We start from the raw sequence: 17,764 nt of genomic DNA, 5'->3' as shown, positions 1-17,764 counted from the left end.
GGCCCGGGGTCCACGGGGCAGGCGACGTCGGGTCGGGGCGCGGCCGGTGCCGTGGACGGGCCGGTCGGGGCGGGGGAGCGCGTCGCCACCGCGGTCGCGGACGGCGTGGGGGTCGGGTCCGCGACCGCGGACGTCGAGGTCGGCGCCGACGGTGCGTCGGTCGAGGCCGAGTCGGCCCAGACCCTGCTGGAGGACCCCTTCGCCCTGGGGGCGCTGCTGCTCGGACTCACCCTGCTCCTGTGGGTCCTCCTCGTCCTGCTCCGCCGTCGCCGTCGGGAGGAGCCGGCATGACCCGGACCCGGACCCGGACCCGGACCGGCGTCACGGTGGGGCTGCTGGTGGCCGCCGGGCTCGTCGGCGGGCTGCTCCTCACCCCGGTCGACCAGCCGGACGCCACCTTCGCTCTGCTCAGCGACCGGACGAGCGTCACCGCGACGGCCGGTGCCGGCTCGCTGTCCCTGACCGTGACCCCGCCGGCGTCGCCGGACGGTGTGACGCTGACCCGCCGGTCGACGGCGCTGCTCACGGTGAGCACCGCCGGGGCGCTGCCGTGGGTGCTCGACGCCGAGGTGCTGGACGCCGACGGCGCGCAGGTGGAGTGCGGGGAGGACGGCCAGGAGCTCTCGCTGGAGGCCGGCACCACCGGCCAGCAGTTCCTCGAGGTGTGCGGCGGCGACCAGGAGGTCGCCACCGGGACCACCCCGGTGACGGGCCTGGGGATCGACCTCCGCTGGCGGCACGGCGAGGTGACCACACCGTGGGCGGGCACGCTGCGCCTCACGCTGCAGCAGGTCGACGGCGGTTTCAGCGACCAGGTGGACGTCCCGCTGCGGCTGGAGGGCCCCGCGGCGGACGCCGCCCCCGTCGAGGCGGTGTCCGAGGCGCCCGCCGAGGGCGCGCCGGCGGCGGAGCGAGCGACCCCGGGCGTCGCAGCGACAGTCCCGTCCGCGGCGGCTCCGTCGACGTCGGCGGGCAGCGGGCCCGCCGCGACGCCGTCGGGCAGCACGACGTCCCCGGCGGTGACGCCCGCACCGCCGGCGCCCGGGTCGGGGAGCGTCCCCACCCCCGTGCTGGAGCCGCCGACCGCGGAGTCCGAGCCCGCTGCGCCCGAGCCCGCCGCGCCCCTGCCGGACGCCGACCCGGCGCCCGGGCCCAGCCAGCCCGACGCCGGGGCCTGAACCCCCCGACGGGCCGGTCAGTCCACCAGGTCCAGCCAGCCGGCCCGGCGGGCCAGCGCCACGGCCTGCAGCTGCGACTGCACCCCCAGCTTGCTCAGCACGGCCCGGATCTGGGTGCGCACCGTCGCCTCGCTGACGTGCGCCGCCGTCGCGATCCCGGCGGCCGCCAGCCCCGAGGCGAGCAGTCGCAGCACCTGGGACTCCCGCGGGCTGAGCTGCTCGAAGGCCGCCAGCCGTGCCGTCCGCTCCCCGCGGGCCCGCCGGGCTGCGGCCAGGAGCTCGTGCCGGCGCCCGACGTCCAGGACGTCCTCGCCGGCCTGGACCCGGCGGACGGTCTCGGCGAGCACGGTCAGGTCGACGTCCTTGGGCAGGACGGCGGTGGCGCCGCGTTCGACCGCGGTGCCCCACACGTCGTCCCCCTGCTCGCCGGTGAGGACGACGACGCGGCACCCGGTGGCCACGACGTCGGCGACGAGGTCCAGCCCGTGCAGGGCGGTCCCGTCGACGGCCGGCCCCAGCCGCAGGTCGAGCAGGACGGTGGCGGGCGCGGCGTCCCGGCAGGCGTCCAGGACCGCACCGGCCGAGTCCGGGGCCACCAGGACGACGCGGGAGCCGAGCGCCTCGAGCGCGAGGGCGATGGACTGGGCGAAGAGCACGTGGTCGTCGACCACGAGGACCGGCCGGCTCACCCGGCGAGCCGCAGTCCGGGCAGCCCGTCGAGGACGCCTGTGCCCGGGAGCTGGTCGACGGGGGCGGCGGTCGGGTGCAGCGGGAGGGTCAGCCGGAAGACGGCACCCGTGGTGGCCGGCCGGGCCACCAGGTCACCGCCGTGCCGGCGGGCCAGGTCGCGGGACAGGGCCAGCCCGATGCCCTCCCCGGGGCTGCCGTCGCGGCGGGCGCCGGCCTCGAAGACACCCAGCCGCTGCAGGTCGGTGAGCCCGGGACCGTCGTCGCGGACGGTGATCACCAGGTCCGTCCCGACCACCGCCTGCACCTCGACGAGCGCCCCGGGCGCGTGCACGAGGGCGTTGCCCAGCAGGTTGCCCACGATGACCGCGACGGCGTCCCCGTCGGCCCGGACGGGCGGACCGCCGGTGCCGGCCCAGCGGACGCGGAGGCCCCGCTCGTGGTGCACGGCGACCAGGCTGTCCAGCAGGACGTCGAGGTCGACCTCGGTGACCGTGGGGGTGCGCTCGGGCATCCGCAGCAGGCGCTGCAGCCGGCTCATCTCGGTGGCCGTGGCCCGCTCCAGCTGCTGACGACGGCGGGGATCCGAGCGGACCGCGGGGTGGTGCGAGGCGGAGGTGCCGGCCTGGATGCCGGCGAGCGCCGCGCGGGCGTCGTGCAGGCAGCCGCGGGTCTGCTGCAGCAGCAGCTCGTGGTGGGCCAGCTGCTCGATCAGCGCGGCCACGTAGCGCTCCTGGCCGTCCAGGGAGTCGGTGATCCGGCGGACCGCGCCGGTCGCGGCCACCAGTGCGGCGCTCAGCAGGAGCAGGTCCACCAGCCCGGCGACGACGGGCCCGGTGGCCACCAGGGCCGACACCCCGGTGCCGGCGGTGCCCACGGCCACCGCGGCGGCCACGACGGCGATGGCCTGGGAGTAGGCGCGGCCGCTGTCGCCGAGGGGGTCCACCCGACCGGCGGCGACCGCGACGGCGGTCCACAGCAGCGCCGCACCGAGCGAGCCGGCGGCCAGCGACCGGGTGACCGTCGCGGGGTCGGCCGAGGCGAGCAGCCCGGTCAGCACGACGGCCACGGCCGTGACACCGCCGACCAGGGCGTGCCGGACCGGGCGGGGGACCCTGGGGACCAGGGCCCGCAGCGCCCAGACCGCGGCCGCGGCGATGACGGCGGTCTCCGCCGCCTGGGCCAGGACCGCGCCGTCCTCGTCCAGCAGCACCCGGACGGCGAACCCGGCCGGTAGGTGCAGCCCCAGGGCAGCCAGGGCCAGGCCGATCTGGCTGCTGCCGGAGCTGCCGGTCAGCCGCCCGCGGAGCAGGTGGGCCGCGCCGGCGGCCAGGAAGGCGATCGCGGTGGCGACCACCAGCAGCTGGTGCCGGTCGCCCGGCGGGGCCACCACCAGGACCACCGCGGCGAGTGCCAGCAACGCGCCGCCCGGCCCGGACAGCAGCCGCCCGCCGTGCTCGGACAGCCACCTGCGCCGCGCTGACGACCGTCCCGGACCCGCTCCGGTGCGCGTCCCCCGACTTCCCCGCATCGATCGACCCCCCGTGGTCGAGGACGACGACATCACACGATCGGGGGACAGTCCATGACCCCAGAGTCACGGAACCGGACCGTTCCGTGACGGCTTGCGACGGGGTGGTCGGACGTTCAACAGAACTGACGATGTGCGGTGCCTGTGCGGACGGCGAACCTCGTGTCGTTCGCCGAGCAGGGGCCCGGCGAGAGAGCGTCGCGGAGCGACGAACACGTCAGGAGACACACCGTGAAGAAGATCGTCCTCGCCTCGGCCGCCATGGGTGGCGCCGCGCTGCTCGCCTTCGGTGCCAGTGGCACGTTCGCCGCGTTCACGGACGGTGACACCGTCACGTCAGACGCTGCATCGGCTGGCACTCTCGTCCTGGTGGCGGACGAGCCGGCTGCCACGACGGAGGCGCTGGACGTCATGGCGCTCGCCCCGGGGGAGAGCGTCACGTTCGCAACCCCCGTCACGAACGGCGGCTCGGTCGACGGGTCGCTCTACGGCTACCTGACGGCCGTGAGCCAGGACGACAACCTCTGCATGGGCCCGGAAGCCCTCGTGGACACGACCTGCGGCCCGGGGCAGGGAGAGCTCGTGTCCCAGCTGCTGGTCACTTCGTCCTACGGGGTCTTGGAGGAAGGGGATGTGTGCGACGAAGACGCCGACCTCCCGGCTCCGTACGCCTCTGACCGGCCCTTCTCCGAAGTCCTGCAGCCGAACCTCGCGGGCGGCAAGATCCCGCTGCAGGCTGGCAGGACCGCTTGCTCGGTCTTGACATTGGCCCTCCAGGACCTGCCGAACAACAACATCGTGCAGAGCGACTCCGTCAAGATCCAGTTCGAGTGGACCTTGACGTCGGTGACGCAGTCGGCCTGACAGAAGACCGCGTGGCCATGGCGATCAGCTCAACGCGTACCGGCTGAACAGCACCCCGTCCTCCTCCAGCAGCTGCACCAGCCGGGCGGAGGCGGGGTCGTCCAGCCCGGCGTCCCCGAGCACGCCCGGCGCGCCGCCGGCCAGCACGGGGGCGATGGTCAGGCACAGCTCGTCCACCACGCCGGCGGCGACGGCGGCGCGGAACAGCGAGGGCCCGCCCTCACAGAGGACGTGCTCCAGGCCGTCCTGGGCCAGCCGGTCCAGGGCGGCCGGCAGGTCGACGTCGTCGTCCCCGCACACCAGCACCCGCACCCCGGCCGCCGCGAGCTCCTCGCGGCGGCCGGCGTCGGCTGACCCGCAGGTCACCAGGTACGTGGGGGAGACGGGGTCGGTGACCAGCGGGTCGTCCAGCGCGAGGGAGGCCCGCTTGCTGACCACGACCACCGGTGCGGTCGGCGGGCGGTCCAGCTCGGCCCGGATGCGACCGACGGGGGAGTCGGCGGTCAGCGGCTTGTAGCCCTCCGCCGAGGACGTCCCGTGGCCGACGAGCACGGCGTCGGCCCAGGCGCGCAGCACCCGGAACACCTGCTTGTCACCGTCCGAGCCCAGCCCCGCGGACTTCCCGTCGACGCTGGTGGCACCGTCCAGCGCCGCGACGAAGTTGGCCCGCACGTGCCGCCCGGCCGGGGGGCGGTAGGCCTCGGCGAGGCCCTGGTCGTCCAGCCAGGACTCCGTCGGGGGCAGCAGCCCGCGCATCAGCGGGTGGCCAGCACGGCCGCGGACTCCGGCGGCAGGGTGACGGTCTCGCCGTCCAGGGTGGGCAGCTCGCCGGTCGCGAAGAGCACCTGGGTGGCCTCGACGTCCAGGTCGATCTCCCGCGGGGAGTCGGCCAGGTTCACCACGACCCGCAGCGAGCCGCGGTGCACGACCATCCAGCGGTCGGCGTCGTCCCAGCTGACCGCGACCCGGGTGAGGTCGGGGTCGACCAGGTCCGGGTGCGCGGAGCGCAGCGCCAGCAGCGCGGTGTGCACCGCCAGCAGGTCGGCGTGCGGACCCTGCTCCAGCTGCGACCAGTCCAGCTTGGAGCGCAGGAACGTGTCGTGCTCCTGCGGGTCGGGCACGACGTCGGCGTCCCAGCCGTGCTCGGCGAACTCCCCGATCCGGCCCTCGGCCGTGGCCCTGCCCAGCTCGGGCTCGGGGTGGCTGGTGAAGAACTGCCACGGCGTGGTCGCACCCCACTCCTCGCCCATGAAGAGCATCGGGGTGAACGGGCTGGTCAGCGTGATGGTGGCGCCCACGGCGAGCAGGCCGGGGGACAGCGACGCCGAGATGCGGTCACCGACGGCGCGGTTGCCGATCTGGTCGTGGTCCTGCAGGTAGGCCAGGAACTTCCAGCCCGGCAGCGCCTGGGTGTCGACCGGGCGGCCGTGGTGCCGGCGGCGGAAGGAGGACCAGGTGCCGTCGTGGAAGAACGCGCCGGTGAGCACCTTGGCCAGCCCGGACAGGCCGCCCTCGGCGAAGTCCCGGTAGTAGCCCTGGCCCTCACCGGTGAGCACCGCGTGCAGCGAGTGGTGGAAGTCGTCGGACCACTGGGCGGTGAGCCCGGTGCCGCCGGCGACCCGGGGGGTGACCATCCGCGGGTCGTTGAGGTCGCTCTCCGCGATGAGGGTCAGCGGGCGGCCCTCGGCGACGCTGAGCGCGTCGACCTCGGCGGCCATCTCCTCCAGCAGGTGGGTGGCCCGCTCGTCGACCAGCGCGTGGACGGCGTCCAGGCGGAGCCCGTCGACGTGCATGTCGCGCAGCCACATCAGCACGTTGTCCAGGACGTAGCGGCGGACGCCGTCGGAGTCCGGGCCGGACAGGTTGACCGACTCGCCCCAGGTGTTCGCCCCGCCCTCGATGAAGACCGGGAAGAACTCGGGCAGGTAGTTCCCCGAGGGCCCCAGGTGGTTGTAGACGACGTCCTGGATGACGGCCAGGCCCCGCTGGTGGCAGGCGTCGACGAAGCGCTGGTAGCCGGCCGGGCCGCCGTAGGTCTCCTGGACCGCGTACCAGGCGACGCCGTCGTAACCCCAGTTGTGCGTGCCGTTGAAGCCGTTGACCGGGAGCAGCTCGACGAAGCTGACGCCCAGCTCCACGAGGTGGTCCAGCCGGGTGATCGCCGCGTCGAAGGTGCCTTCCGCGGTGAAGGTGCCCACGTGCAGCTCGTAGACGACGCCACCGGCCAGGGGGCGCCCGGTCCAGTTCCGGTCGACCCAGCGGTACGCGGTGGGGTCGAAGCGGCGGGACAGCCCGTGCACGCCGTCGGGCTGGCGGCGGGCGCGGGGGTCCGGGCGGGCCGGGGTGGTGTCGTCGAGCAGGAAGCCGTAGTCAGCCTCGGCCGGCGCGGGCACGGTGGCCCGCCACCAGCCCTCGTCGTCGCGGGTCATGTCGTGCACCTGCGCGGCGTCACCGGCACCCAGCTGGAGGCGCACCCGCTCGGGGACGGGCGCCCAGACGGCGAACTCGGTGGGCTGGTCCGACATGCGGGGTGCCTCCTGGGGCGGGGTGTCGAGCGGGTGGCGACGGTTCTGTCGGTGGGCGGGTCGATCATGCCCGTGTGCACCCTGCTGAACCCCCCTCCGACGGTGAGGTGACCGGAGGCACCGTCGAGCTGCGGGTGCACGGGGTCAGCGGCAGCCCGCCGGAGTCGGTGCTCGGCGTCCCGGCGGTCGTCCAGGTCGCGGGGGACTCCCTGGGCAGGTTCTTCCGGCCCGCCGACGCGGTCGACGGCGGGCTCGAGGGCTACCACTGGGGGCTGTTCACCTCCGGCAGCTGGCGGCAGGGCCTGTGGTTCCTGCTGCTGCCCTTCGGCCTGGTCAACCTGGCGGCCCAGGCGCTGCCCGCCGGCCGGTCCGGGCCGGCCCGGACGCTCGCGCTGGCCGCCCTGCGGCTGCTGGGCGCCGTGCTGACGGCCACCTTCGCCCTCGGGCTCACCACCGTGCTGGTGGACCTGGCCGCGGTGCAGCGCGGGGGCGGGCCCTGGGCCGTGCTGACCGGGCTGGTCGCGGTGCTGACCGGTCTGACGGTCGTGGCCCTGCTGGGCCGGGGCCGGGTGCCGGCGGCCCCACCGGGTGAGCGCGCGCCCCCGCCGGTGGACCCACCGCGGACGGTCCTGGCCGACCCGGCGTTCTACACCGGTGACCCGGACGTCCCCGTCCTCCGCCGGCTGCACGTGGCCACCGGGCTGCTGGTCCCGGCTGCCCCGGCGGCGGTCGCGATCGGGGTGGGGTGGGTCCCGCTGGCCGGTGCGGCAGCGCTGGCCGGCCTGCTGCTGGCCCTCGGGGACCCCCGCGCGCCAGCCCGCTGGTGGCGCCGCGGTCGGGCACCCGAGCAGGGCCGGCGGGCCGCGGGCGCCCTGGCCTGGGTCGTCCTCGGGGGTGCGTCGGCGCTGCTGGCCGGCAGCTGGACGGCGTTGCTGGTGCGTGGCGTGCCGGGCGCGCTGCCCGCGCTGACCGGGGTCCTGGAGCTGCTGGTCTGGACGGGGACCGCGACGCTGGGCGTGCTGCTGGTCGCCGTGGCGGTGGGCCGCTCGGGCACCGACGTCGTCCCCCGGGCCTTCCGGCCGCTGGCCGGCGGGCTGGTCGCCTGGGTGGTGGCCTCGGTGGGCGCCGCGCTCGGGCTGGGCTTCACCGCCGGGCTGGTCTGGGCGACCCGCCGGGTGCTGGGCGGCGACGTCTCCGGGGTCTACCGCGCCGTCGCGGCCGGCTGGGGTGTCGCCACGGCGCTGCTCGCCGCCGCGGTCGTCGTGGCGCTCCTGGGCCGGGTGCGCCTCCTGCCGCGGCTGCGCGCCCGGGCGGCCGCCGGGTACCCCGCCGGCACCGACGCCGGGGTGGTGCGCTCGGCCGCCGCCGGGCTCTGGACGGCCGGGCTGCGCCGGCGGGTGCCGGGCCTGCTGGTGGGGGCCGCCGTCCTGGGCCAGCTGGCCGCGCTGGTGCTGCTGGCCGGGTCGCTCGGCCTGCGCCTCCCGGTCCCCGAGGCTCCGGGCGCAGCGCTGGTCGCCGTCGGCACCGTGGCGCTGGTCGGCTTCGCCGTCGGCCTGCTGCTGGCCGGCCGGGGCGCGGTGCTGCACCCCGGCGTGCGCCGCGGGGTCAACGTGCTGTGGGACGTCGTCGCCTTCTGGCCCCGTGAGGTGCACCCGGTCGTCCCCCCGCCGTACTCCCAGCGGGCCGTCACCGACGTCGCCGGCCGGGTGGTCTGGCTGCTGACCCACGGCGGGGCCGCGCGGGTGACGCTGGTCGGCTACAGCCAGGGCAGCCTGATCTGCCTGGCCGCCGTCCTGCACCTGCCGCCCGAGCTGCGCCCCCGGGTCGCGCTGCTCACGCACGCCTCCCAGCTGCAGCTGGCCTACGCCCGCACCTTCCCCCGGGCCGTTCCGGTGGAGCTGCTGCGGTGGGCGCTGCGGGAACTGCCCGGCCGGTGGCGGTCCCTGTTCCGGGACACCGACCCCTTCGGCGGCGCAGTGCTCAGCTGGGACCGCAGCCCGGACGACGGCCCGCTCACCTCGACCCGGCTCACGTCCACCCGGCTGACCGCCACGGGCGAGGAGACCGGCCCGGACGTCGTCGGACCCCAAAGGGAGCGGCGCTGCGGCCCGGAGTGGCGGTTGCCCGACCCCGCCCTGTTGGACCCGCAGCGTCGACCCTGGCCCGGCCGGCGCGGTCACACCGACCACACCGAGGACCCGGTGTACCCGTCGGCCCTGGTCAGCGTCTGGGGGCGCCCATCCGGGGGATGACGTCGACACGGCTCCGTATCGACCCTCGGGAGGGCCACATGCCGGGTCGGGCGCGCTAGCTTGCTCCGCAGCACCCCCCGCCGACGAGACGAGCTGCCATGAGGGTCCTCCGTTCCGTGGTCTTCCCCGGACTCCGTCTCCTGGTCTGGGTGGTGATCGCCGTGGCCCTGGTCGTGCTGGCGTTCCGCGGCTCCGGCGGCGGCGACACCGCGTCCAGCGCCGCCGGGTCGCCACCCCCGGTGGAGCTGGAGAGCCCCGTGGTCCCGGCCGCGCTCGGCACGGTGCAGAACACCGTCACGGTCACCGGGACGGTCGTCGCCGACGCCGCCGTGCCGGTCAAGGCCACCGCCGTCGGCACGGTGAAGAAGCTGCTGGTCGCCCCCGGGGCGGTCGTCGCCGCCGGTGACGGCCTGCTGCAGATCACCGTCACCACCGAGCGCGACCCGGTCACGACCACCGACGCCGAGGGCAACCCGGTGGTCACCGAGCGGCCGCCGCTCATCACCACCACGACGGTGCCGGCCCCGGCCGCGGGCACCGTCACCACACTGGACGTGCTCGTCGACCAGCTCGTGGCCGTCGGGGACGTCGTCGGGTCCATCAGCCCGGGCACCCTGTCGGTGACCGCCCCGCTGACCCAGGACGACCAGTTCCGGCTGCTCACCGCGCCGGCCAGCGCCGACGTCACCGTCCAGGGCGGGCCGGCGCCGTTCGTCTGCTCCGGGCTCACGCTGGGTGCCCCGCCGTCCGCGGGCAGCGGCAGCGGCTCCACGGGCACCGACCCGGCGGGCGGGCAGCCCGGTGGTGCCGCCACCATCGGCACCGAGGCGCGCTGCGCGGTTCCCGCGGGCACCCCGGTGTTCCCGGGCATGCTCGCCTCCGTCGCCGTGCAGGCGGGCACCGCCACGGACGTGCTGACCCTGCCCGTCACCGCCGTCCAGGGCTCGGTCCAGGCCGGCAACGTCTGGGTCGTCGGGGACGACGGCGCCGAGCCGGTGCAGACACCGGTGACCCTGGGCCTGACCGACGGCCTGCTCGTGGAGGTCACCGGCGGGCTCACCGAGGGCCAGCAGGTGCTCGAGTTCGTGCCGGTCGCCGACGACACCCCGGTCGACGGCGGCATGGGCGGCGGGTTCGGCGGGTGAGCGACGTCCAGCTCCGGCTCACCGGGGTCGGCCGCGAGGTGCGGCTGCCCGACGGCGGGCTGCTGCCGATCCTCACCGACGTCGACCTCACCGTCGCCGCCGGCGAGCACGTGTCCATCGTCGGGCGGTCCGGGTCGGGGAAGTCGACGCTGCTCAACGTGCTGGGCCTGCTGGACAGCCCCACCTCGGGGGAGTACCTGCTGGACGGGCAGGACACCGGCCGGTTGCGCGGCCGCCGCCGGGCCAGGCTGCGCGGGGAGTGCTTCGGCTTCGTCTTCCAGCAGTTCAACCTGCTGCCCCGGCGGACCGCGGCCGAGAACGTCGCGGCACCGCTGCTCTACGCGCGTGGACGGGAGTTCCTCACCCGGGGCCGCACCGCCCGCGACGTGCTCGACCGGGTCGGGCTGGGAGACCGGGCCGACCAGGTGCCCGAGCGGCTGTCGGGCGGTGAGCAGCAGCGGGTGGCGATCGCCCGGGCACTGGTCCGCCGTCCCCGGGTGGTGCTGGCCGACGAGCCGACCGGCGCCCTGGACGTCGACACCGGCCGGGCCGTGATGGCGCTGCTGGCCGAGGCCACCGCCGAGCGGGGCGCCGCGCTGGTCACCATCACCCACGACCTGTCGGTGGCCGCGCTCGCCGACCGGCAGCTGCGCCTGGACGCCGGACGGCTCACCCCGATGACCCCCGCCGAGACCGTGGCGGCGACCTCGTGACCGGCGTGCTCGGTGTCCTCGCCGAGGCCTGGGGTGAGGTCCGGGTGCACCGGGTGCGCGTCGTGCTGTCCCTGGTCGGGGTCTTCTTGGCGGTCTTCGCCATGACCGCGGTGACCGGGCTCGGGCTGATCGTCGCCCAGGTGCAGCAGGAGCAGGCCGAGCGCTACCAGGGGCGGGCGGCCACGATCAGCGTGTCCGGGTTCGACCCGGCCACCGGCCTGCCGCCGTCCCCGGACGCCTGGGACGCCGCCAGCCAGGAGCTGCTCGACCGCTACGGCGTCACCGAGTACGCCACCGTGGGGTACGGCTCGGCACTCCTCCGGCTCCCCGCGGGCACCCAGGAGGTGCAGACCACCGACGTGTCCCCCTCCTACGGGGACCTGCACCGGATCGAGCCCATCGCCGGCCGGTGGTTCACCGACCGCGACCGCGAGTCGCTGTCTCCGGCGTTGGTCGTCAACGAGTTCGTGCTGGACCAGATGGGTGGCGGTCCCTTCACCGGCCCGCGCAGCATCGTCCTGGGGGGTCCCCGGCCGGTGACGGCGACCGTCGTCGGGGTGCTGGAGAACGACGGGGGCGAGTACCCGCAGGTCTACCGGATCGACCGCTCCGTGCTGGAGGCCGCGACCGCCCCGCGGGACCCCTACCTGTTCGGGCCCGACCAGCTCGAGCTCTGGGTGCCGGCCGCCCAGGCCGACGACGTGGTCGCGGCCGTCAGCAGCGACCTCCCGCTGCTGCTGCCCCGCGGCATCCAGGTCCAGGCCTACCGGATGGACTCACCGGGCCTGGCCGGCAGCCTGGACACCCTGCGGCTGGCCGTGCGGGGCGCCGGCGGGGTGGTGCTGCTGCTGGGTGGCCTGGGCGTGTTCAACGTCGGCATGATGGCCGTCCGCCAGCGGGTCCGGGAGATCGGCATCCGGCGCAGCTTCGGTGCCACGTCGGGCCGGGTGTTCTCGGCGATCATGCTGGAGTCCGTCGTGGCCACCCTGCTCGCCGGGGTCGCCGCCGTGGCCCTCGCGGTCCTCGTGGTGGCCAACCTGCCCATCGAGGAGTGGTTCAACAACGGCGTCCCGATCGCCGACGAGCCCGGCTTCCCGGTGCAGGCCGCGGTCGAGGGCCTGGTCGCAGCCGCCGGGGTCGGGGCGCTGGCCGGGCTGCTGCCCGCGGTCCTCGCCGTCCGGGTGAAGGTGATCGACGCCATCCGGTTCTGAGGCCGCCCCCGCCCCACCGGCACCATGATCGACTTAGGGTGCCCTCATGTTGCCGTCCCTGCAGGTAAGCCGCCGGTCCCTGCTCCTGGGCGGGGGACTCCTCGGGCTCGGGGTGGCCGGCTGCGGGACCGGCGCGGGGAGGTCGACCGCCGAGCCCGGGCCGACCGCCCCGGGGACCGTGGTCTTCGCCTACGAGGACGTCGCGGTCACCGTGCCGGCCCGGCCGCGGCGGGTGGTGGTCATGGAGGGCCGGGGCGACCTGGAGTTCGCGCTGCTGGCCGGCTGGACGCTGGTCGGCGTCCGGAACACCAGCGCACCGGGGGAGCGGCCCTCGGGCCAGTACGCCGGGCTCGTCGACGACGCCGTCCCGCTGCTGGACAGCGCCGAGGACGCCCCCGACGTCGAGGAGATCGCCGCGCTGGCGCCGGACCTCATCCTGGTGCGGGCCAACAACTGGCGGATGGACGCCTTCGGCAACGACGTGCTGGCCCAGGTCGCCCCGGTGCTGCCCGTGGAGGTCAACCGGCCCGGGTTCCGGGAGGACATGACCGCTCAGCTCGCCCAGTTCGACCTCACGGCCCGGGCCGACGACGCCCTGGCCGACTACGACGCCGCGGTGCTCGCGGGCCGGGCCGCCCTGGCAGCCCTGGGCCGCACACCGACCGCCGCCGTGCTGGCCTCCCAGATGGCCGAGACCGGGTCGGTCCGCTGGTACACGAACAAGCTGGCCACCACGGTCGCGGCCGACCTGGGGTTCGCCGTGCTCGGCCTGGACCCGGCCGATGCGCAGGGCGACCGGACGCTGAGCCTGGAGGAGATCGGGATGGTGTCGGAGGCGGAGTTCCTCTTCCACCAGACGCCGGAGCCGGCGCCGGTGGTCGGCGTCCCCACCTGGGACGCGCTGCCCGCCGTCGTCGCCGGCCGGGCCACGACGCTGGACCCGGTGCTGAACAACGGCCTGGCCCTCACCGCCACGGCGATCGCCGAGCGGATGACAGTGGCGCTCACCGCCTGAGGTGCGCCCCCTCGCCCGGTGCGGACGAGGGGGCGCGCCGTCAGTCGCGGACCAGCAGGGCCACCGGAAGGGCGGCCAGCACCTCGGCGAGCGGGGCGCCGTGCAGGTCGGACACCACGCGGGCGCCGGTGAGCAGGTCCCGCCAGCCGCCGTGCGGCAGCTGCAGTGCGGTGTCGGCCCAGCCGGTCGCGGCCAGCCCCACCGGGAGCCGGGTCCCGACGGCGACCACACCGCCACGGTCGAAGGCCACCACGTGGTCCGCGGCCGGGCCGGTGGCCTCGACGGGGGTGTAGCCGACGAACGCCCCCGGGGTGTCGCGACGGTGCCGCAGCACCCGGGACACCACCAGCAGCTTGGCCGCACCGGTCTCCTCGACCGCGGGCACCGTGCCCGCGTCGAGGTCGGCGAGCAGCCGCCGCCGCAGCGGGTAGTCGACCGGACGGCGGTTGTCCGGGTCGACCAGCGAGAAGTCCCACAGCTCGGTGCCCTGGTAGACGTCGGGGACGCCGGCCACGGTGAGCTGCAGGAGCTTCTGCGTCAGCGAGTTGGACCAGCCCGCCGGCGCGATCCGGGCCACCAGGCCGTCGATCTCGGCGCGCGTGGCCGGGTCCTCGAAGGCGGCGTCGACCATCGCGTGCAGCGAGGCCTCGAACTCCTCGTCCACCGCGGTGTACGTGGTCGACGTGCCCGCTTCGCGGGCGGCCTTCTCCGCGTAGGCGTGCGCCCGCTCGGGTGTCAGCGGCCACGCGCCGACCAGGTTCTGCCAGACCTGGTGGGCCAGCGGCCGGTCGGCCAGCGGGTGCCGGCCCAGCCAGCCGCGGACCAGGCCCGCCCACTCCTCGGGCATCTCGGCCAGCACGGCCAGCCGGGCCCGCACGTCCTCGCTGCGCTTGGTGTCGTGCGTGGACAGCGTGGTCATGGAGACGGCCCGGGTGGCGCCCCGGCGCTCCTGCGCGGCGTGGAAGTCGGCCACCGACAGCCCGAACCGGGTCGGGTCACCGCCGACCTCGTTGAGCGCCACGAAGCGCGACCACCGGTAGTAGGCGCTGTCCTCGACGCCCTTGGCCATGACCGGGCCCGAGGTCTGCTCGAACCGGGTGGCCAGCTCCGTGTGCGGGGTGGCCAGCAACGGGTGCAGGCCGTCCACCGCCGCCGTCAGGTCCGGACGGCGCTCGCGCACCGCGCCGACCGTCGCGTCCAGGTGCGCCCGGCCCTCGGGCAGGTACGTCCGGTACACGTCGAAGCCGGCCAGCAGCTCGGCGAGTGCCTCGGTGACCTGCTCGACCGGCACGCCGGGGAGGTCCCCGACGAGCCGGGCCAGCCGAGTGACCTCGGAGCCCAGGATGCCGTCGGTGACCTCGCGCTTGGCGTCGTGCACCAGCTCGGCGTAGTCCACCTCGCGGCCGGCCACCTCGGTGTCCAGCGCGGTGAAGGCGGCCTCGCCGGCCGGGTCGACGAGCACTCCGTCGACCTCGGCCAGCGCGTCGTAGCCCGTCGTCCCCGCGGTGGCCCAGTCACCCGGGAGGTCCTCCCCGGGCTCGAGGATCTTCTCCACCACGGTCCAGCGGTGGTCGCTGAGCTCGGCGAGCCGGTCCAGGTAGCCCTTCGGGTCCGCCAGCCCGTCCGGGTGGTCGATCCGCAGGCCGTCGACGTGCCCGGCGGCCAGCAGCTCGCGCACCAGGGCGTGGGTGGCGTCGAAGACCCGCTCGTCCTCGACCCGCAGGCCGGCCAGGGTGTTGATGGCGAAGAACCGACGGTAGTTCAGGTCGCCGTCGGCCCGGCGCCAGTCGACCAGCTCGTAGTGCTGTCGGTCGTGCACCTGCTGCGGGGTGCCGTCACCGGTCCCGGGGGCGATCGGGAAGCGGTGCTCGTAGTAGCGCAGCTCGCCGTCGGTGACCTCGAGCTGGGCGACGTCCTCGGCGCTGCCCAGCACCGGGACCCGCACCCGGCCGCCGCCGGCCGCCCAGTCGACGTCGAAGGCGTGCGCGTGCGGGCTGCCCTGGCCGAGCTCCAGCAGCGACCACCACCACTGCGAGGCGTGCGCGTCCTCCACGCCCATGTGGTTGGGCACCAGGTCCAGCACCAGGCCCAGGCCGTGCTCGTGCAGCGCGGCCACGAACCGGTCCAGGGCCTCCCGACCACCGCGCGCCTCGTCGACGTGCGCGTGGTCGGTGGTGTCGTAGCCGTGGTTGGAGCCCTCGGCCGAGCGCAGCAGCGGCGAGGAGTAGGCGTGGCTCACACCCAGGTCGGCCAGGTAGCCGGCCAGCCCGACGCCGTCGTCGAGGGTGAAGTCGGCGTGGAACTGCAGCCGGTACGTGCCCGAGGGGACGCCCCCGGTCACGAGACGCTGCGCAGCACGACCATGGCGCGCCCCTTGACGGTGACGACGTCCCCGGCCTTGCTCTCGTTGGGGTCGACCGGCCCGAACTCGGCGGTGTCGACGACGACCGACCAGGTCTCGGCGTACTCCGAGTTCGGCAGGGTGAACTCGATGTCCTCGTGCCAGGCGTTGAACGCCAGGATGAAGCAGTCGTCCACGACGGCCTCGCCGCGCTCGTCGGTCGAGCGGATGCCGTTGCCGTTGAGGTAGACCGCGACGCTCTTGGCGTAGTGGGCGTCCCAGTCGTCCTCGCTCATCAGCTCACCGGCCGGGGTCAGCCAGGCGATGTCCGGGACCGGCTCGCCCTCGCCGCGACCGACCGGGCGGCCGTGGAAGAACCGGCGACGGCGGAACGTCGGGTGGTCGTGGCGCAGGTGGGTGACCAGCTTGGTGAACTCGACCAGGCCCTCGTCGACGTCGGACCAGTCGATCCAGGTGATCTCGGAGTCCTGGCAGTACCCGTTGTTGTTGCCGCCCTGGGTGCGGCCGAGCTCATCGCCGTGCAGCAGCATCGGCACGCCCTGGGAGAGCATCAGCGTGGCGATGAAGTTGCGTCGCTGCTGGGCGCGCAGGGCCAGGATCTCGGCGTCGTCGGTCTCGCCCTCGACCCCGCAGTTCCAGCTGCGGTTGTGGCTCTCGCCGTCGTTGTTGTCCTCGCCGTTGGCCTCGTTGTGCTTGTCGTTGTAGGAGACGAGGTCGTTGATCGTGAAGCCGTCGTGGGCGGTGACGAAGTTGATGCTCGCGACCGGGCGTCGGCCCGAGTGCTGGTAGAGGTCGGCCGAGCCGGTGATCCGGCTGGCGAACTCCCCGACGGTGGCGTCCTCGCCCCGCCAGAAGTCGCGGACGGTGTCGCGGTACTTGCCGTTCCACTCGGTCCACAGCGACGGGAAGTTGCCGACCTGGTAGCCGCCGTCGCCGATGTCCCACGGCTCGGCGATGAGCTTGACCTGGCTGACGACCGGGTCCTGGTGCACCAGGTCGAAGAACGCCGACAGCCGGTCGACCTCGTGGAACTGGCGGGCCAGCGTGGAGGCCAGGTCGAAGCGGAAGCCGTCGACGTGCATCTCGGTGACCCAGTAGCGCAGCGAGTCCATGATCAGCTGCAGCGACTGCGGGTTCGCGACGTTCAGCGAGTTCCCGGTGCCGGTGGTGTCCATGTAGAACTGCTTGTCGTCGGCCACCAGGCGGTAGTAGGCCTGGTTGTCGATGCCCTTGAACGACAGCGTCGGGCCGTTGTGGTTGCCCTCGGCGGTGTGGTTGTAGACCACGTCGAGGATGACCTCGATGCCTGCGTCGTGCAGGGCCCGGACCATGCCCTTGAACTCCTGCACGGCCATGCCGGGGTCCTGGTTGCTGGCGTACTCGTGGTGCGGGGCGAAGAAGCCGATCGAGTTGTAGCCCCAGTAGTTGCGCAGGCCCTTCTGCTGCAGGGTGTCGTCCTGCACGAACTCGTGCACCGGCATGAGCTCGATGGCGGTGATGCCCAGCTCGGTGAGGTGCTCGATGACCGCCGGGTGCGCGATGCCGGCGTAGGTGCCGCGCAGCTCCTCGGGGACCCGCGGGTGGGTCATCGTCAGGCCCTTGACGTGGGCCTCGTAGATGACCGACTTGTGGTACGGCGTGCGGGGGAGCCGGTCGCTGCCCCAGTCGAAGTAGGGGTTGATGACCACGGACTTCGGCATGTGCGGTGCGGAGTCGTCGTCGTTGCGCTCCTTGGTCTCGAAGTCGTAGCCGAACACCGAGGGGTCCCAGTCGATGCCGCCGTCGACGGCCTTCGCGTAGGGGTCCATCAGCAGCTTGTTCGGGTTGCAGCGCTGGCCCTGCTCGGGGTCGTACGGGCCGTGCACGCGGAAGCCGTAGCGCTGGCCGGGCTGGACGCCGGGCAGGAACGCGTGCCAGACGAAGGCGTCCATCTCGGGCAGCCGGATGCGCTCCTCGGTGCCGTCGGCGTCGAACAGGCACAGCTCGACCTTCTCGGCCACCTCGCTGAAGATCGCGAAGTTCGTGCCGGTGCCGTCGTACGTCGCCCCGAGGGGGTAGGCGGTACCGGGCCAGACCTGGGTGGTCATGTGGTGGCGTTCCTCCTGCGCTGGGCGGTCCCGGGACTCGGGACCTGCGGGTCGTGCTCGTGCGGGCTCCTGGGGAGCCGCCGTGACCGGGTCGGGGCGTCGTTGCCCCGGTCGCGTGGCGACCAACCGCGTCGGCGGTGACGTTCGGGTCACGGCCCGGCTGAGTCTGCCGGGTCCCAGGCCGCTCCGCGCGC

General features: G+C 74.9%; 14 protein-coding genes. 8 read left to right on the top strand and 6 right to left on the bottom strand.

What is annotated here, in order from left to right:
* Both AC0IVP_RS15725 and AC0IVP_RS15720 read left to right on the top strand, forming a co-directional pair.
* Positions 1–291, top strand: a 291-nt coding sequence (locus tag AC0IVP_RS15725) for a hypothetical protein (RefSeq protein WP_471757717.1), incomplete at its 5' end; no start/stop codon positions are given.
* On the top strand, positions 288–1,178 hold the full coding sequence (locus AC0IVP_RS15720) for a hypothetical protein (protein ID WP_471757715.1): 891 nt from the start codon (positions 288–290) through the stop codon (positions 1,176–1,178). The genes AC0IVP_RS15725 and AC0IVP_RS15720, both read left to right, overlap by 4 nt.
* 17 nt (positions 1,179–1,195) lie before the next feature.
* On the opposite strand, the gene AC0IVP_RS15715 is transcribed toward AC0IVP_RS15720, so the two are convergent.
* Together AC0IVP_RS15715 and AC0IVP_RS15710 are read right to left on the bottom strand one after the other, a co-directional pair.
* Positions 1,196–1,867 (bottom strand): LuxR C-terminal-related transcriptional regulator, encoded by a 672-nt coding sequence (locus AC0IVP_RS15715; RefSeq protein ID WP_471757713.1) that lies wholly within the window; start codon positions 1,865–1,867, stop codon positions 1,196–1,198.
* Positions 1,864–3,285, bottom strand: coding sequence for a sensor histidine kinase (locus AC0IVP_RS15710; protein ID WP_471757711.1), 1,422 nt, complete (start codon positions 3,283–3,285; stop codon positions 1,864–1,866). The genes AC0IVP_RS15715 and AC0IVP_RS15710 overlap by 4 nt, the downstream gene beginning before the upstream one ends.
* Positions 3,286–3,627: 342 nt before the next feature.
* Between AC0IVP_RS15710 and AC0IVP_RS15705 the strand changes: the two genes are divergently transcribed.
* The gene (locus tag AC0IVP_RS15705; RefSeq protein WP_471757709.1) at positions 3,628–4,260 is read left to right on the top strand and encodes a TasA family protein; all 633 of its coding nucleotides are present in this window, start codon (positions 3,628–3,630) and stop codon (positions 4,258–4,260) included.
* A gap of 24 nt (positions 4,261–4,284) precedes the next feature.
* On the opposite strand, the gene AC0IVP_RS15700 is transcribed toward AC0IVP_RS15705, so the two are convergent.
* Both AC0IVP_RS15700 and treZ read right to left on the bottom strand, forming a co-directional pair.
* Positions 4,285–5,016, bottom strand: coding sequence for a dihydrofolate reductase family protein (locus AC0IVP_RS15700; protein WP_471757707.1), 732 nt, complete (start codon positions 5,014–5,016; stop codon positions 4,285–4,287).
* Positions 5,016–6,785 (bottom strand): malto-oligosyltrehalose trehalohydrolase, encoded by a 1,770-nt coding sequence (gene treZ, locus AC0IVP_RS15695; protein WP_471757705.1) that lies wholly within the window; start codon positions 6,783–6,785, stop codon positions 5,016–5,018. The genes AC0IVP_RS15700 and treZ overlap by 1 nt, the downstream gene beginning before the upstream one ends.
* A gap of 107 nt (positions 6,786–6,892) precedes the next feature.
* On the opposite strand from treZ, the gene AC0IVP_RS15690 reads away from it, so the two are divergent.
* The 5 genes from AC0IVP_RS15690 to AC0IVP_RS15670 all read left to right on the top strand — a co-directional run bounded on the left by AC0IVP_RS15690 (position 6,893) and on the right by AC0IVP_RS15670 (position 13,121).
* Positions 6,893–9,037: a hypothetical protein gene (locus AC0IVP_RS15690; protein WP_471757703.1), complete on the top strand. Its 2,145-nt coding sequence runs from the start codon at positions 6,893–6,895 to the stop codon at positions 9,035–9,037.
* 98 nt (positions 9,038–9,135) lie between these two features.
* The gene (locus AC0IVP_RS15685) at positions 9,136–10,182 is read left to right on the top strand and encodes a hypothetical protein (RefSeq protein WP_471757701.1); all 1,047 of its coding nucleotides are present in this window, start codon (positions 9,136–9,138) and stop codon (positions 10,180–10,182) included.
* On the top strand, positions 10,179–10,895 hold the full coding sequence (locus AC0IVP_RS15680) for an ABC transporter ATP-binding protein (protein ID WP_471757699.1): 717 nt from the start codon (positions 10,179–10,181) through the stop codon (positions 10,893–10,895). The genes AC0IVP_RS15685 and AC0IVP_RS15680 overlap by 4 nt, the downstream gene beginning before the upstream one ends.
* Complete coding sequence (locus tag AC0IVP_RS15675; protein ID WP_471757697.1) at positions 10,892–12,106, top strand: ABC transporter permease; 1,215 nt, start codon at positions 10,892–10,894, stop codon at positions 12,104–12,106. Before AC0IVP_RS15680 ends, AC0IVP_RS15675 begins: the two co-directional genes overlap by 4 nt.
* Before the next feature lie 46 nt (positions 12,107–12,152).
* A complete protein-coding gene (locus AC0IVP_RS15670; protein WP_471757695.1) occupies positions 12,153–13,121 on the top strand; it encodes an ABC transporter substrate-binding protein in 969 nt (322 codons plus the stop codon).
* Between the two features lie 40 nt (positions 13,122–13,161).
* Here AC0IVP_RS15670 and treY read toward each other — a convergent pair whose 3' ends face one another.
* Both treY and glgX read right to left on the bottom strand, forming a co-directional pair.
* Positions 13,162–15,462 (bottom strand): malto-oligosyltrehalose synthase, encoded by a 2,301-nt coding sequence (gene treY, locus AC0IVP_RS15665; protein ID WP_471757693.1) that lies wholly within the window; start codon positions 15,460–15,462, stop codon positions 13,162–13,164.
* Positions 15,459–17,570, bottom strand: a complete 2,112-nt coding sequence (gene glgX / locus AC0IVP_RS15660; RefSeq protein ID WP_056301010.1) for a glycogen debranching protein GlgX — start codon at positions 17,568–17,570, stop codon at positions 15,459–15,461. Before glgX ends, treY begins: the two co-directional genes overlap by 4 nt.
* Positions 17,571–17,764: the final 194 nt, after the last annotated feature.

Source organism: Klenkia sp. AC732 (assembly GCF_979256525.1).
The sequence above is the reverse complement of the archived record's forward strand: the minus strand, read 5'-3'. Positions and strand labels throughout refer to the sequence as shown.

Excerpts from the sequence above, each read along its gene's own strand:
- AC0IVP_RS15720 (WP_471757715.1), top strand. The coding sequence starts at position 288 with ATGACCCGGACCCGGACCCGGACCCGGACCGGCGTCACGGTGGGGCTG.
- AC0IVP_RS15700 (WP_471757707.1), bottom strand. The coding sequence starts at position 5,016 with ATGCGCGGGCTGCTGCCCCCGACGGAGTCCTGGCTGGACGACCAGGGC.
- treZ (WP_471757705.1), bottom strand. The coding sequence starts at position 6,785 with ATGTCGGACCAGCCCACCGAGTTCGCCGTCTGGGCGCCCGTCCCCGAG.
- AC0IVP_RS15685 (WP_471757701.1), top strand. The coding sequence starts at position 9,136 with ATGAGGGTCCTCCGTTCCGTGGTCTTCCCCGGACTCCGTCTCCTGGTC.
- AC0IVP_RS15670 (WP_471757695.1), top strand. The coding sequence starts at position 12,153 with ATGTTGCCGTCCCTGCAGGTAAGCCGCCGGTCCCTGCTCCTGGGCGGG.
- glgX (WP_056301010.1), bottom strand. The coding sequence starts at position 17,570 with ATGACCACCCAGGTCTGGCCCGGTACCGCCTACCCCCTCGGGGCGACG.